The following is a 15,372-nucleotide window of genomic DNA, read 5'->3' on the forward strand; positions in this document are numbered from 1 at the left end:
AGATGACGATGCGCTACGCTCACCTTGCCTCACACGACCTGGACGTGTGTTTACCCGTTCTTCTCCGAAGGCCATCAGAGCCGCCATCTGACGAGAAATAGTACTAACGACCTCCTGATTTTGACTGGAGGTCAAAAATGAACATCAAGAGCCTTCTTCTCGGCTCCGCTGCTGCCCTGGCAGCAGTTTCTGGCGCACAGGCTGCCGACGCAATCGTGGCTGCTGAGCCCGAGCCGATGGAATACGTTCGCGTTTGCGACGCTTTCGGCACCGGCTACTTCTACATCCCGGGCACGGAAACCTGCCTCAAGATCGGTGGTTACGTTCGCGTACAGGTTGACGCTCGTTCGGACTCCGACGTTGTCGGCACTTCGCTCGTTGAAGACGCTGCTGGCGACCTCGTTGAAGTTCTCGGCGGCCAGAACGGCGGCTACCGCACCAACACCCGCGCTCAGCTGGTAGTTGAAGCCAAGAACGACACCGAATTCGGTACGCTCGGCTCCAAGATCACGCTTCGCGCCAACAACAACGGCGCCAACACCTTCTACCTCGAAGAAACCTACTTCGAACTCGGTGGCCTGCGCGTTGGTCAGTTCTACAACTACTTCGATAACGGCCTTCCGGGCGAAACCGTTTGGTCTGACTCCTTCCCGTTCAAGCGCTTCAACAACCTCGGTGGCGACACGCTGAACAACTCCATCCGTTACACCTACGACGCTGGTTCGTTCTCGGTTTACGGTCAGGCTGACGCGTTCAACGCTGAAGCTGGTTGGAAGACCGATGCAGCTGGCAACGATGACGAAATCGGCATCAACGGCGTCATCACCGGCAAGTTCGGTGGCGTAACCCTCGACTTCTTCGCTGGTTACGACTTCGACGCTGAAGAAGCTGCGTTCGCTTCCACGCTTACGGCTGCTATCGGCCCGGGTTCGCTCGGCGTCTTTGCTGCCTACGCAACCGGTGCAAACCGTTACTTCGACGCTTCCGAGTGGACGATCGGTGCGGAATACGCAATCAAGGTCACCGACAAGTTCACCGTCACCCCTGGCGCCCAGTACTGGGATAACGTCGTAATGGGCCTTGACGGCGACTTCGACGGTGGTGATGCATGGCGCGTTGGTATCACTGGCGATTACAAGATCACCAGCAACCTGTCTGCCAAGGCAACTGTCAACTACACCGACGTTGACACCGGTCCGGTTGATGACGACCGTTGGGACGGTTTCCTCCGCCTGCAGCGTTCTTTCTAATCTGATCTTTCGGATATGAGCGAAAAGCCCGGCCATGTGCCGGGCTTTTTGTTTTCTGATTCGAGAATGTTAACGCCTCGTAAATTTTCGGGGCCCGCAACCTGGTCCATACGGCTTGCGACTTCATTTCCCGGTGAAGTTTGTGACAAATAAGTAACTGCAGATCTGCAAGTGCCTCGTGCAACCTGCTCTTGAATGAGGAATCGCTTGTGAAGGCCGCCCCCCCAACTGTAGCTTGATGATTGTAAAGCCTAGAGTTGACCGGGGAACCCCAAATGAAGATCACCAGCTTACTCATCGCATCGACCGCGGCGCTCGCGAGCGTCACCGTCGCTCAGGCTGCCGACGCAATCGTCGCTGCCGAACCGGAACCGATGGAATATGTTCGCGTCTGCGACGCCTTCGGCACGGGCTATTTCTACATTCCGGGCACCGAAACCTGCCTCAAGATCGGCGGCTATGTCCGCGTTCAGGTTGACGGTCGCAGCGATTTCAGCCTCGACGGCATCGCAGGCGACATCGATAGCTCGGGCTACCGCACCAACACCCGCGGCCACTTGGTCCTCGAAGCCAAGTCTGATACCGAATACGGCACGCTCGCTTCCGTCATCACGTTGGAAGCCAATACCAACAGCGATACAGACTTCTTCCTCGATGAAACCTTCATTGAACTCGGCGGTCTTCGCGTAGGTTACTTCTACAACTACTTCGATACCGGCCTTCCGGGTGAAACCGTTCTCTCTGACGGTGGTCCGCTCGGTGGTGGTTACATCGGTGGCGACACTCTGAACAACTCGATCCGTTATACCTATGAAGGCGGCGCTTTTACGGCCTACTTACAGGGTGACGCATTCGATTCGCAGGACGGCTGGAAGGACGATCGCATTCTTGCTGACGGCACGGGTGCAGGTTCTGACGAGCTTGGTATCAACGGTATGATCGCAGGCAAGTTCGGTGCAGTCGCGATCGACCTCTTCGCTGCCTATGATTTCGACCACGAAGATGCAGTCATCGCATCTACTCTGACTGCTGAAATCGGCCCTGGTTCACTCGGCGTCTTCGGTGTCTACTCCTTCGGTCCTAGCCGTTACTGGGATTTCTCCGAGTGGAGCATCGGTGCAGAATACGCCATCAAGGCAACCGACAAGCTTACCATCACCCCCGGTGCACAGTATTGGGATAACATCGTACCGCTCTATGGTGATGATGATTATGCCGGTGGCAGCGCATGGCGCCTTGGTGTAACCGCTGACTACAAGATCACCGAAGGTCTCACTGCCAAGGCGACCGTCAATTACACCGACGTTGACGTTGACTTCGGCGGTGTTGGCGACGGCGATCGTTGGGACGGCTTCCTGCGTCTGCAGCGCTCGTTCTAATCCGTTTCTCGGATCTTATCTGGAAAGCCCGGCCTCGCGCCGGGCTTTTCTCGTTTATGGGGTGCGCTGATAATCTCCCTGAACCACGCCTCACGCAGCTACGTGCCGTCAACCCGCGTGTTATCGGTACGAAGTTCGGGGGAGGGTGGTGCCGGTCAGGGCCTGTTTTCAAATGCCAAAAAAGGAAGGCACGAAAGATGGCTCGGCTGAAGCCACCGTGTCCTGCTGATTTCCTTTTGAGTTGAAGCCTATTGCCGGCCAAATCTCAGGTCAGTGACGATATCGGCCTTCTGTCCCAGCCTTGTCTTGTAGACCTGATAATTCTCCAGCACGCGCTGCACATAGTTGCGTGTCTCGGGGAAGGGGATGCGCTCCACCCAGTCGATCACCTCGTCCAGCGGCTTGCCGCGCGGATCGCCGTAACGGGCAATCCATTCCGGCACGCGCTTCGGCCCGGCATTATAGGCAATGAAGGTCAGCACGTAGGAGCCGCCAAAGGCATCGATCTGCTCGCCGAGATAATGCGCGCCAAGCGTCGCATTATAACCCGCATCACTGGTCAAACGGTCTGCCTTGAAGCTTATCCCGTGCCGCTTGGCCACACCCTGTGCCGTTCCGGGCAGAAGCTGCAGGAGGCCACGGGCGTTGGCGACGGAAACCGCTGCCGGATTGAACGCGCTTTCCTGCCGCGCGATCGAATAGGCAAGCGCCTTGCCTGATCCGGCGATATTGGCCCCGGCGGGGATAACACCGATCGGATAGGCAAGGGCTGCTACATCTACACCGCGGGAAAAGGCCGACTTGCCGATCCGAAGCGACAGCGCATGGTCGCCTTGCGCTTCTGCGCGCGCCGTCAGGAGCGAAAGCTCGCCGGGACTGTCGATCTGCTCACCGAGTGCCGCATAAAGTGCCGCCGACCGCCGGTCATGGCCAACAGCGTCCAGTCGCGCGATGGCCCGAACGACCTCGCGGGAAGCGAAGCGCTCACGATCCTGCGCCGTGGGGGAGGGGTAGCTGACATCCAGCGCCGATTTGCCAAGCTTCGCAGCGGCCAATTGGCCGTAAAATGTGCCGGAGTAGCGCGCCGCCTGTTCATAAAAACTGCGCGCCTGTCCCGGTCCGCCGGCCTCCGCCGAGCGGCCGAGCCAGTAGAGCGCCCGCGATGCCGAAAGCGGCCTGTTGGAGGCCTCGTATATCTTGCGGAAATGCGTCTCCGCCGTAGTTGGGTCTTGAAGGGCTCGTAGCGCATACCACCCGGCATGGAATTCCGCATCTGCCCGATCGACCGCTGATTGCGCCACATGGTTCGCGACGAGCTTGTAAGCCGCGCTGAACTGCCCGAGATCGGCAAGCCCGCGCGAGACGATCCGCTGCTCGTTCCACCACTCGGTCGCATAGACCAGCTTTGCCGGATCGCGCGGCACGCGTTCAAGCAGCTTTGCGGCTTGGGCATAATCGTTCTGCCGCCTTGCATATTCGATTTTCACGAACAGATAGGCGGGATCGCCGGCCCATGAACCTGCAACGGCATCGATGAGATTGCCGGCATTCCTGGCATTGTTCGCAACAGCTGCCCATGCATTGTAAAGTGACTGGGCATTGCCGAGGCCGGAAAAGCGCTTCGCCTGTGCCACACGGCCGCGATACATGAGATAGTCCATGCGCGTCTTGTGGTCGGCTGCGCTGAACAACCTGCCGAACTCGCCAAGCAGCTTGTCTTCGGTCGCCGTATCGAGCGTTTCGGAAACCCAAAGACTGCGCAGCGTGCGGGTGGCGTCCGCCGCCTTTCCTGTCGCCATCTGCGCCCGGGCAAGGATCATTGCGCCTTCCGGCGTCTGCGGCCGCGCATTGCCCATGGCGGATAGAACGGCCTGAGCGGGCGGGTTTTCGCGATAAAGCGCCCGCTCTTCTCTCTCGCGCAATCCGCCAAGTCCCGGCCAGCCGGTCAGTTCGCGCGAAGCAGCCGCGATCTCGCGATAAGGCACGTCCTTCATTCCAGAGCTGGCAATCGCCCAGGTGAGGATCTTTCGGTCAAGCGAGCCTGCAGGCAAGCTATCCCGTGCTGCAATCGCTTGCGCCGCATCATTGCCGGAAAGCGCGTCAAGCCCGGCTTTGAGCGCAGAGGATGCAAGCGGTCGATCGAGCCTCGGTATGGAGCCGGTTATTTCGGGAACGGGCATGGCCGCAGGTGTAGGCAGCGCTTTTGAGCCCGGTCGCGTTGGCAAAGGTATGCTTGCAGGTGCGTTCGGACGGGCAAAGGGTAGGGGCACGATGCCGCTGCCTGCGCCACCGCTCTCGGCGAGCACAAGGCTCGATATGCTGGCTGCACTCAATCCCAATGTGAGGATCAGAGCGGGCTTCTTCATCCGGCAACTCTCGAAAAAGACATCTACCCCCGTCGGGCTCTCCCATTAGGCTCCGGTGTCGTTAACGAAACCTTACCGGACCCCCTAAAACAACCATCTGCGAACGATCAGTTTCCCGTGAGCTTTGCGCTTGTCGGCGATCTGTCACCGCTTTATGGTGCGCCACCTTAGTTGTTGATTACGGCCGAAGCATGGACCGCGGCCATGGGAGTTTTTGCATGTTCAAGGGATCGATCCCCGCGCTCGTAACGCCGTTCACTGCTGGCGGGGCCGTCGATGAAAAAGCGTTTGCAGACCATGTAGACTGGGTGATTTCGGAAGGCAGCTCCGGCCTCGTGCCCGTCGGTACGACGGGAGAATCGCCGACCCTTTCCCATGATGAGCATAAGCGCGTGGTCGAGCTCTGTGTCGAGGTGGCGAATAAGCGCGTGCCGGTCATTGCAGGCGCAGGCTCCAACAATACGACTGAAGCGATCGAGCTTGCCCAGCATGCCGAACAGGCTGGCGCGGATGCGCTGCTCGTTGTCACGCCCTATTACAACAAGCCGACCCAGAAGGGGCTTTTCGCCCATTTCTCGGCAATCGCCGATGCGGTCTCCCTGCCGATCTTCATCTACAATATTCCGGGTCGTTCGGTCATCGACATGACCCCGGAAACCATGGGCAAGCTCGCCAAGGCGCATAAGAATATCGTTGGCGTCAAGGATGCGACGGGCAAGATCGAACGCGTATCCGAACAGCGCATCACCTGCGGCCCGGATTTCATCCAGCTCTCCGGCGAGGATGCAACAGCGCTCGGCTTCAACGCGCATGGCGGCATCGGCTGCATTTCGGTCACGGCCAATGTCGCGCCGCGCCTCTGTGCGGAATTCCAGGCGGCAACGCTTGCCGGAGATTACAAGAAGGCGCTCGAATTTCAGGATCGGCTGATGCCGCTGCACAAGGCTATCTTCCTGGAGCCGGGCCTTTGCGGCGCCAAGTATGGCCTGAGCAGATTGCGCGGCATGGATCGCACCGTGCGCTCGCCGCTGGTTTCCTCGCTTGAACCTTCGACGGAAGAGGCAATCGACGCCGCCCTGCGCCATGCAGGCCTCCTGAACTGAGGTTTAAGCGTCGGCTGCGCTGACGCATAAGCTTCACATTCGGCCCCGGCCGCATTATATGAATTTCCGAACCCCGCTCACCGCTTTTGGGCGGGGTTCTTTTATGGATAAAGCGGAATGGAATTCGTCTGATGGCACCCAAAGGCAGCCAGCGCGTGGTGAACAAGATCGTTGCGGAAAACCGCAAGGCCCGGTTCAACTACGAGATCATCGATACCTACGAGGCAGGCATTGTGCTGACCGGCACGGAGGTCAAGTCTCTGCGCGACGGCAAGGCCAATATCGCTGAATCCTATGCATCGGACGAAGGCGAGGAGATCTGGCTGATCAACAGCCACCTTCCGGAATATCTGCAGGCCAACCGCTTCAACCACGAGCCGCGCCGCCGCCGTAAGCTGCTTCTGTCGAAACGCGAGATCAACCGGCTTCGCAACGGCATCAACCGCGAAGGCATGACGCTCGTGCCGCTGAAAATCTATTTCAACGACCGCGGCCGCGCCAAGCTGGAGCTTGCTCTCGCCAAGGGCAAGAAGCTGCACGACAAGCGCGAGACCGAGAAGGAACGCGACTGGAACCGCCAGAAGTCGCGACTGTTGAAGGGCGGCTGAGGCTCACCGCAGCGCATTCGGCCTAATCTCTGCCCCCAGGCTAGCTCGCTCCCCGCAAGGGCGAGGGTGCGGTAGGTGGATGAGGGGCCGCCGCAAAGGCGCAGGCACGCCTCCACCGGAACAAAAACTCATCCCCCGCCGTTTTCCCGCACAATCATGCGGGCAAGCGGATAATGACGAAGAAGCAGTTTTTCACCTACCTGATGCTGGTCGTGGGCTTCGGCCTTGCTGCCTGGCTCCTGTATCAAGTCTTCCGTGAGCACTCTTTCTCGGAAATCGTCCAGTCGGTCCGCGATATACCTGCTGCCAACCTGGCTCTCGCGCTTCTCTTCGCCTTCGCATCCTATCTCTGCCTCACCGGCTTCGATTGGTGCGGTGTACGTTATGTGAAGAATGATCTGCCTTATCCGAAGATCGCGCTCGCATCCTTCATCGCGCTTTCGATCGGCCAGAGCGTCGGCATGTCGGGCCTCAGCAGCGGTGCGTTGCGATATCGCTATTACGCCCATTGGGGCATGACCACCGAGGATGTGGCAAAGATCGTGCTGCTTTCGGGCGTCACGGTGGGGCTCGGAATGGCCGTGCTTGCAGGTATCGTTTTGGTGCTCAATCCGAAGGACGCGGCAGCAGTACTGCGCTTGAGAGAGGAGATCGTCGTCGTGATCGGTGCCGGCTGCCTCGTCGCAACTGCGCTCTACATTGCGCTGGCCGCCTTCCTGCGCACACCTTTGAAGATCCGCAGCTGGACGTTCCAGATGCCCACCTGGAAAATTGCGGTGGCGCAGGTAGTGATCGGCACGATCAACTTTGCCTTCGTTTCGGCCTGCCTGCGCGAGGTCATGGCGGCAGGTGCGGATGTCAGCTACCTCAAGGCGGCAACCGCCTTCGTGCTCGCCAATGTGGCGATCCTGATCACCCATGCGCCGGGCGGCCTTGGTGTACTGGAGGCGACAGTCCGCCATGTCATGGGCGATCAGGCCTCGATCGGATCGCTGGTCGCTTTCCGGGTGATCTACTTCTTCATTCCGCTTTTTATCGGCCTGCCGCTCTCGCTCATCGTTGAGGCGATGTTCCGGGCGCGAAAGTCAGGCAGTCATGCGCCGCCAAACGCTGATCAGCGTGCTGCCACGTCGGCCGGATAATCGCGGGATCGTTCGCCGGTGCCCGCAGCCATGCGCCGTTCATGTTCGATCAGCCAGCGCTTGCGCCAAAGCCCGCCGCCATAACCCGTCAGGCTGCCATCCGCCGAAAGCACCCGGTGGCAAGGGATGACGATGGCGATCTGGTTGGCGCCGTTGGCGCCGGCAACGGCGCGGGTGGAAGAAGGCATGTTCATGTCGGCAGCGAGCGTGCCATAGGTTCGCAGCTCTCCGGTCGGGATTTCCCGCAGCGCCTGCCAAACCTGCCGCTGAAACGGCGATCCGTGCTCGGCCAGCCGCGTCTTGAACCCTCTGTTTTCGCCAGAAAAATAGGCATTCAGCTCCGCCTCGATCTCGTCGATCGGCGGATACCGTCCCATCACGATGCTGCTGCCGCTCGCCTTCTGCAGCCTGCGGATTTCCGCGGGCAAAGTCTTGCGCTCGGCGAATTCCAGAATATGCAAGGCGTGCGCATCGGCAATCGCGATCATCGGGCCGATCGGCGTATCGATCCAGTCGGCACGCAGCAGGGCCTTGCCTCGAAGTTTTGCCGGTGCCTCCCCGAACAGTTTCGCAATGGCGGCACGAAAGCCGCTACCGGATTCGTAACCGGCGTCGAGCTGCGCGTCGATGACATTGGCGCCGTCATTCAGGATTTCCGCAGCCTTGCCCATCCGTCTGAGCCGCGCCATTTCCAGAAAACTCATTCCGAATTGTCGCTTGAAAGCGCGTCGTACGGTCGATGGGTCGACGCCTAAGGCGATTACATCGCCTTCGCTCCAGCGCCGCATCGGATCGGAGTCGAGTGCATCGATCAGCCGTGTCACCACGGGATCGGTCTCGCCAAGCTTCAGCATCGGGCGGCAGCGATTGCACGGGCGAAACCCCGCCTCGAGGCATTCGGCGATTGTCCCGTAGAAGGAGGAGTTTTCGCGTTTCGGCTTGCGGGCCGGGCAGGTGAGGCGGCAGAAAATGCCGGTTGTCTTCACGCCTACCCAGGCAAACCCTTCATAGGAGGGGTCGCGAGCGATCAGCGCATCATAAAGAATGTCGTCGGAAGGGCGTTGAAACAGCATGACACTGTTTTAGCCCGAAACAGGAATAGGCGCCGCCGAAAAACGGGCGCCTATTTTTTTGATCATGTCAGCTGAGACAGTTACGCATCAGCCGGCTCGGTAGGTTCGGTCGGACGTGCAGCCCGCTCGCTCGGGTCGCGGCCAACTTCGGCCTTCAGCGTCATCAGGTCGATGAAGTGATCGGCCTGGCGGCGCAGGTCGTCGGCAATCATCGGCGGCTGCGTCTGCATCGTCGACACGACCGAAACCTTGCGGCCGCGGCGCTGCAGCGCTTCCACTAGGTTCGTGAAGTCGCCGTCACCGGAGAAGATCACCAGGTGGTCGACGGTTTCAGACTGTTCCATCGCATCGATGGCCAGTTCGATATCCATATTGCCCTTGATCTTGCGACGGCCGAGACTGTCGGTAAACTCCTTCGCAGGCTTGGTCACGACCTTGTAGCCATTGTAATCGAGCCAATCGATCAGCGGGCGGATGGAGGAGTATTCCTGGTCCTCGATCAGCGCCGTGTAGTAATAGGCGCGAAGCAGGTATCCGCGTTTTTGAAAAGCCTTCAGAAGCTTGCGATAATCGATATCGAAGCCGAGGCTTTTTGAGGCGGCGTATAAATTCGCGCCATCGATAAAGAGAGCAATCTTCTCTCTCGGGTCAAACATATGTCTCCATCCCTTTTTTATGCGCGTTTCCCGAGCGTATCGGCAAAACGAAAAGTTGAATCGACGATACCGGAATAATTCTCTTACATTACGAACTATTCATATATCTGTCATGTATGATAGGATTTGCAATATTCCAAGCACGTGTTGATTGAATATAGTCCTCTCCCCCTGGACACTTTAGTAGCATATCCGAAGCTTGGACCATCCAGTGGTGATTTTTAAAGATTCGGCATGATCGGACTTTAGATCCGCTCAAAGGTGAAATTCACCTTCTTATCTGCCCGCAAGCCTTGATGGAGATCAGGTCCATCATCGATTTGCATCCTTCAACGAGACGTTTTCTCCTCAGTAAACGCCTCGTAACTCACGTCTCGATTGGTCCCAGGTCAGGAAAAACTTGAATTTCCCGTCCGATGGCTGTATCGGGCGTATCAATTCCGGAAATCCAGGACCGCAAAGGACAGGCAATGGCCCGCGTCACAGTAGAAGATTGCATTGACAAAGTCGACAACCGTTTCGAGCTGGTTCTGCTCGCAAGCCATCGCGCTCGCCAGATTTCGCAGGGCGCTGCAATCACCATCGACCGCGACAATGACAAGAATCCGGTTGTCGCCCTTCGCGAGATTGCCGACGAGACCCTGTCTCCCGACGATCTGAAGGAAGACCTGATTCACTCGCTGCAGAAGCATGTTGAAGTTGACGAGCCCGAGCCCGATCCGGTCGCGCTCCTCGCTGCCGGCGGCGTTTCGGTTGCAGCCGACTCCGAAGACGAAGACGCTCCGGAAGTCGTTACCTTCGACCAGATGTCGGAAGAAGATCTTCTGGCCGGTATCGAAGGTCTGGTTCCGCCGGAAAAGAGTGACGATTACTGATCATAGGTGCCTTCGGGCAACTTATCGTTCATTCTATCGCCCTAATCTGGTTGTCTCTTTTATGATGGCTGCGCTAACCGAAGGTTGGCGCGCCATTTTCTTTGTTGGCACTGTGGGTTTGAAGGGCATATCCGGGAATGATGAGGCAGTACGAGCTTGTTGAGCGGGTGCAGAAATACAAGCCCGATGCCAATGAAGCTCTTCTCAACAAGGCCTATGTTTACGCCATGCAGAAGCATGGCCAGCAGAAGCGTGCTTCCGGCGACCCTTATATTTCCCATCCGCTCGAAGTCGCGGCCATCCTCACCGACATGCATCTCGACGAATCGACCATCGCGGTCGCTCTTCTGCATGATACGATCGAGGACACCACGGCCACTCGCGCCGAGATCGACGAACTGTTCGGCGAGGATATCGGCCGCCTCGTCGAGGGGCTGACAAAGCTGAAACGCCTCGACCTCGTGTCGAAAAAGGCCAAGCAGGCGGAAAACCTGCGCAAGCTGCTGCTTGCCATTTCCGACGATGTGCGCGTGCTTCTCGTCAAGCTCGCCGACCGTCTCCACAACATGCGCACGCTCGACCATATGAAGCCCGAGCAGAAGGCGCGCATTTCCGAAGAGACGATGGATATCTATGCGCCGCTTGCCGGTCGCATGGGTATGCAGGACATGCGCGACGAGCTGGAGGATCTGTCCTTCCGCCACATCAATCCGGAAGCCTATGAGACGGTCACCCAGCGTTTGGCCGAACTCTCCGCCCACAATGAAGGCCTGATCAAGAAGATCGAGGACGAGTTGCGCGAGCTTCTCGTCGCCAACGGCCTTAACGACACTTTCGTCAAGGGACGGCAGAAAAAGCCCTATTCGGTCTTCCGCAAGATGCAGTCGAAGTCGCTCTCCTTCGAACAGCTCTCCGATGTCTACGGTTTCCGCATCATCGTCGATGACGTTGCCTGCTGTTACAAGGCGCTCGGCATCGTCCATACCCGCTGGCGCGTCGTGCCGGGCCGCTTCAAGGATTATATCTCCAACCCGAAACAGAATGATTACCGCTCGATCCACACCACGATCGTCGGCCCATCCCGCCAGCGTATCGAACTGCAGATCCGCACCCAACTGATGCAGGAAATCGCCGAATACGGTATTGCTGCCCACGCCCTCTATAAAGACGGGCAGGGGCCGGCCAAGGGTGATGAACTGCTGCCGAAGCAATCGAACGCCTATTCCTGGCTGCGCCACACGATCGAGTCTCTGGCCGAAGGGGACAACCCGGAAGAATTCCTCGAGCACACAAAGCTCGAACTCTTCCAGGATCAGGTCTTCTGCTTCACCCCGAAGGGCAAGCTGATTGCGCTTCCGCGTGGCGCAACCCCGATCGATTTCGCCTATGCGGTCCACACCAATATCGGCGACACCACGGTTGGCGCCAAGATCAACGGCCGCATCATGCCGCTCGTAACTAGGCTGAACAATGGCGATGAAGTTGAGATCATCCGCTCCGGCGTGCAGGTGCCGCCGGCAGCCTGGGAAGAGATCGTCGTCACCGGCAAGGCGCGTTCGGCCATCCGTCGCGCCACCCGTATGGCGATCCGCAAGCAATATGCCGGCCTAGGCCACCGCATTCTGGAGCGTACCTTCGAGCGCGCCGGAAAAACCTTCTCCCGTGAGGCGCTGAAGCCAGCGCTGCACCGCCTGGCCCAGAAGGATGTCGAGGATACGATCGCTTCGGTTGGCCGTGGTGAACTTTCCTCGCTCGACGTGCTGCGCGCCGTATTCCCGGACTACAAGGACGAGCGCGTCACTGTGAAGCCGGCCGCCGATCAGGGCTGGTTCAATGTCCCGAGCGCAACCGGCATGATGTTCAAACTGCCGGCGCAATCCCAGACTGATTTGGAAAATGCCCAGGCAGCAGATCTCGTGGCGACATTGCTGCCGATCCGCGGCCTCGCTGCCAATACCCAGGTACGTTTTGCCCCGAGCGGTGCCGTGCCGGGTGATCGCATCGTCGGTATCATGGATGCGGGCAAGAGCAAGGGCATTACCATCTACCCGATCCAGGCGCCTGCGCTGCAGAAATTTGATGACGAGCCTGAACGCTGGATCGATGTCCGCTGGGATCTCGACGAAGCCAACAAGTCGCGCTTCCCGGCCAAGATCGAGATCAACACGATCAACGAACCCGGCACGCTCGCAACGGTCGCCAAGACCATCGGTGCGCTCGACATCAATATCCGCACCATGTCCATGGGCTCCAACCGGGCTGACGATTTCTCCGAGATCGCGATGGAAATCGAGGTCTGGGACCTGCGCCAGCTTAACCAGCTTCTCTCGCAACTGAAGGAACTCGATTGCGTGGCGAACCTCAAGCGGATTTACGACTGACAGGTGAAGGCTTTGGACTGGCCAATGGACGAGCTTCTGCGGTTCATCCGAACCGGGTTGCACAAGGTTCGATGCACACGCCACGCCTTATTGTCATGCCTGCCTTGTTTAAATCGCATTAGTTGCTAGTGTGGGGGCATCGAACCTTGCTAGCGACTCTTGTCGGCAGCCTTTACGGCTCTTCTGGATTTTCTCTCATCGTCGATTTACCGCCGGCTTTCGGCATATCCAACGATTGAAAGGAAATCGTTATGAACACTGGTACAGTAAAGTGGTTTAACAGCACCAAGGGTTATGGCTTCATCCAGCCGGACAATGGCGGTCAGGACGTGTTCGTTCACGTTTCTGCTGTCGAGCGTGCAGGTCTGCGCGGTCTGAACGACGGCCAGAAGGTCAGCTTCGAAATCGTGCAGGACAAGCGTTCCGGCAAAAGCTCTGCAGACAACCTGCGCGCAGAATAATATGTCGTCGCGCCTGCGTGACCACGGTTATACTGGCACGCGAGACGCTTGATGATATAAGGAGGTCGGGCGTCAAACCCCGGCCTTTTGTTTTGACCCTTCGCAGGTCATAAGCAGCGGAGCGTTTCACTCCGTTGAAACACGATGTCCGAGCAAAACTGTTTTGCCCGGTTCCCATGACTGAATGCAGTCTCAAGTCGGGTTTGATTTGGAAAACTGCGAGCGCCGCATAAAGCGCGGCAATACCAATGTTGAGACATCTTGAGATGCCTCGCAAACATCGATCGCGACGTCGCCATTAACCGGCGACTCGTGGATATAAGTGAACACGACCAAGATCGGAAAAGTGCGGTTTTACCGCGTCAGGAGATATTTTGCAGGTACTCGTAAGGGACAACAATGTCGATCAGGCGCTTCGCGTCCTGAAGAAGAAAATGCAGCGCGAAGGCATGTTTCGCGAGATGAGGGCGCGTGAGGCTTTCGAAAAGCCGTCGGTAAAACGCGCCCGCGAAAAGGCTGAAGCGATTCGTCGTGCCCGCAAATTGGCCCGCAAGCAGATGCAGCGCGAAGGACTTTTGCCGGCTCCGAAGAAGAAGGTCGTTGCTTCTCGGGCTCGTTGATTGCCAATTCGATATTTTCCCCGGTGGCAACCGTCGCCGGGGTATCTTTCTCCGATTGTTTCGCGCGTTTTTGACTGGAAACGCAGGAGAATGAACATGACTGCGACGAGAGACCAGTTCGTCAAACCAGCGAAGCTTTCCGCTGACGCCAAGTCAAAGCATACCAGTTCCATTCTTTCCGACATTCCGGCTTCCGAGGCTGCCGCCAAGGAAAAGAAGACGCAGTAGCGTCGCTCGCTGCGACTTGCGCAGGCCGCCGCAGCCGATACATTCCGCTCCGAGAAATAATCGGGACGCCTCGATCCCGTCTATCCAAAAAAAACCGCCGAAAACATCGACGGTTTTTCATGTGTGTGAACTGAGTTCCAGCTCCGCTTTTACAGCTGGGCGTTCACCCTCAGATCGGGCTCACATAGCCGAAGCCGAGCAGTCCGAGCAGCGCCACGCCGATGACCACGCGGTACCAGACAAACGGCATATAGCTCTTGGTCGAAACGAGTTTCAGGAACCAGACGATAACGGCATAGCCGACGACGAAGGCGATCAGCGTCGCAAGTGCCGTCGGGCCGGCGGCAACGGCCGTTTCCTCGCCCATCGTCTTGAAGAGCTGGTAGAAGCCCGAGCCAAAGACGGCCGGAACGGCGAGCAGGAAGGAATAGCGTGCCGCCGCTTCTCGCGTATATCCCATCAGCAGGCCGGCGGTGATCGTGCCGCCGGAGCGGGAGACGCCGGGGATCAGCGCCATCGCCTGAGCGAAACCGAAGATGATGCCGTCGCGCCAGATCAATTGCTTCAGCGCGTATTTTTTCTTGCCGATCCGGTCGGCCCAGCCAAGGATCAGGCCGAAAACGATCAACATCACCGCGGTGATATACATGTTGCGCAGGCCGTGCTCGATCTGGTCCTTGAAGGCGAGGCCGAGGATGATGATCGGCAGAGAGCCGATGATGATCAGCCAGCCCATGCGGGCGGCATCCTTGTCATAATCGCCGATGCGGAACACCTGCCGCAGCCAGGCGGTCGCGATGCTGATGATGTCCTTCCAGAAATAGACGAGAACCGCCGTCTCGGTGCCGAGCTGGGTGATGGCCGTGAATGCCGCGCCGGGGTCGGTCCCCGAAGGCAGGAACTCGCCGAGAACGCGCAAATGTGCACTGGAGGAAACCGGCAGGAATTCGGTCAGTCCCTGGACAAGTCCAAGGATGGCGGCATCAGTCCAACTCACGCTCATGGCAGCTCCGAAGGTTGGGGATAGGCTTCAAGGGTAAGACATGATTTCCGGGGGGCAGGCTGGAAGTCATGTTGGCATAGGTCGGGCAGCTTGCGATCGTCAAGCTGCAAAGCTTGGAACCGCTCAATGTGACAATTCTACGGTTACGCGATCCATGTCTCAAACATATCACGGCTATTCTCAACTTCCGTAATCCGGATGCCGCCATGCTTCACCATACGCAAACG

At 58.3% G+C, this 15,372-nt stretch carries 14 protein-coding genes; 10 read left to right on the forward strand and 4 right to left on the reverse strand.

Annotation, left to right across the window (positions count from 1 at the left end; all coding sequences use genetic code 11):
• Positions 1 to 137: 137 nt before the first annotated feature.
• Positions 138 to 1,250 (forward strand): porin, encoded by a 1,113-nt coding sequence (locus JNB91_RS07595; RefSeq protein WP_220324927.1) that lies wholly within the window; start codon positions 138 to 140, stop codon positions 1,248 to 1,250.
• Positions 1,251 to 1,525: 275 nt separating this feature from the next.
• Complete coding sequence (locus JNB91_RS07600; RefSeq protein ID WP_220324928.1) at positions 1,526 to 2,629, forward strand: porin; 1,104 nt, start codon at positions 1,526 to 1,528, stop codon at positions 2,627 to 2,629.
• Between the two features lie 248 nt (positions 2,630 to 2,877).
• Here the strand turns inward: JNB91_RS07600 and JNB91_RS07605 are convergent, their stop codons facing one another.
• Positions 2,878 to 4,995, reverse strand: a complete 2,118-nt coding sequence (locus JNB91_RS07605; protein ID WP_220324929.1) for a lytic transglycosylase domain-containing protein — start codon at positions 4,993 to 4,995, stop codon at positions 2,878 to 2,880.
• Between the two features lie 218 nt (positions 4,996 to 5,213).
• On the opposite strand from JNB91_RS07605, the gene dapA reads away from it, so the two are divergent.
• From dapA to JNB91_RS07620, 3 genes are all read left to right on the forward strand, one after another.
• Complete coding sequence (gene dapA / locus JNB91_RS07610; protein WP_220324930.1) at positions 5,214 to 6,098, forward strand: 4-hydroxy-tetrahydrodipicolinate synthase; 885 nt, start codon at positions 5,214 to 5,216, stop codon at positions 6,096 to 6,098.
• A 131-nt stretch (positions 6,099 to 6,229) separates the two neighbouring features.
• Positions 6,230 to 6,706, forward strand: a complete 477-nt coding sequence (gene smpB, locus JNB91_RS07615) for an SsrA-binding protein SmpB (protein WP_112511092.1) — start codon at positions 6,230 to 6,232, stop codon at positions 6,704 to 6,706.
• 173 nt (positions 6,707 to 6,879) lie between these two features.
• Positions 6,880 to 7,848, forward strand: coding sequence for a lysylphosphatidylglycerol synthase transmembrane domain-containing protein (locus JNB91_RS07620; protein ID WP_220324931.1), 969 nt, complete (start codon positions 6,880 to 6,882; stop codon positions 7,846 to 7,848).
• On the opposite strand, the gene JNB91_RS07625 is transcribed toward JNB91_RS07620, so the two are convergent.
• Together JNB91_RS07625 and JNB91_RS07630 are read right to left on the reverse strand one after the other, a co-directional pair.
• Positions 7,821 to 8,921, reverse strand: coding sequence for a bifunctional transcriptional activator/DNA repair enzyme AdaA (locus JNB91_RS07625; protein ID WP_220324932.1), 1,101 nt, complete (start codon positions 8,919 to 8,921; stop codon positions 7,821 to 7,823). The genes JNB91_RS07620 and JNB91_RS07625 overlap by 28 nt on opposite strands.
• 80 nt (positions 8,922 to 9,001) lie before the next feature.
• A complete protein-coding gene (locus JNB91_RS07630) occupies positions 9,002 to 9,577 on the reverse strand; it encodes a LabA-like NYN domain-containing protein (RefSeq protein WP_112457052.1) in 576 nt (191 codons plus the stop codon).
• Between the two features lie 470 nt (positions 9,578 to 10,047).
• Between JNB91_RS07630 and rpoZ the strand changes: the two genes are divergently transcribed.
• The 5 genes from rpoZ to JNB91_RS31110 all read left to right on the forward strand — a co-directional run bounded on the left by rpoZ (position 10,048) and on the right by JNB91_RS31110 (position 14,142).
• The gene (gene rpoZ, locus JNB91_RS07635) at positions 10,048 to 10,452 is read left to right on the forward strand and encodes a DNA-directed RNA polymerase subunit omega (RefSeq protein WP_220325209.1); all 405 of its coding nucleotides are present in this window, start codon (positions 10,048 to 10,050) and stop codon (positions 10,450 to 10,452) included.
• A 137-nt stretch (positions 10,453 to 10,589) separates the two neighbouring features.
• Entirely contained in the window at positions 10,590 to 12,833 is a 2,244-nt protein-coding gene (locus JNB91_RS07640; RefSeq protein WP_220324933.1) for a RelA/SpoT family protein, read from the forward strand.
• A 251-nt stretch (positions 12,834 to 13,084) separates the two neighbouring features.
• Positions 13,085 to 13,294, forward strand: a complete 210-nt coding sequence (locus JNB91_RS07645) for a cold-shock protein (protein ID WP_220324934.1) — start codon at positions 13,085 to 13,087, stop codon at positions 13,292 to 13,294.
• Positions 13,295 to 13,668: 374 nt separating this feature from the next.
• Positions 13,669 to 13,914, forward strand: coding sequence for a 30S ribosomal protein S21 (rpsU, locus tag JNB91_RS07650; protein WP_220324935.1), 246 nt, complete (start codon positions 13,669 to 13,671; stop codon positions 13,912 to 13,914).
• Positions 13,915 to 14,010: 96 nt separating this feature from the next.
• On the forward strand, positions 14,011 to 14,142 hold the full coding sequence (locus JNB91_RS31110; RefSeq protein ID WP_262927996.1) for a hypothetical protein: 132 nt from the start codon (positions 14,011 to 14,013) through the stop codon (positions 14,140 to 14,142).
• 169 nt (positions 14,143 to 14,311) lie between these two features.
• Here the strand turns inward: JNB91_RS31110 and JNB91_RS07655 are convergent, their stop codons facing one another.
• Positions 14,312 to 15,145: an undecaprenyl-diphosphate phosphatase gene (locus tag JNB91_RS07655; protein ID WP_220324936.1), complete on the reverse strand. Its 834-nt coding sequence runs from the start codon at positions 15,143 to 15,145 to the stop codon at positions 14,312 to 14,314.
• Positions 15,146 to 15,372: the final 227 nt, after the last annotated feature.

Origin of the sequence: Aliirhizobium wenxiniae, from assembly GCF_019511445.1 — a bacterium.
GTDB lineage: Bacteria > Pseudomonadota > Alphaproteobacteria > Rhizobiales > Rhizobiaceae > Neorhizobium > Neorhizobium wenxiniae_A.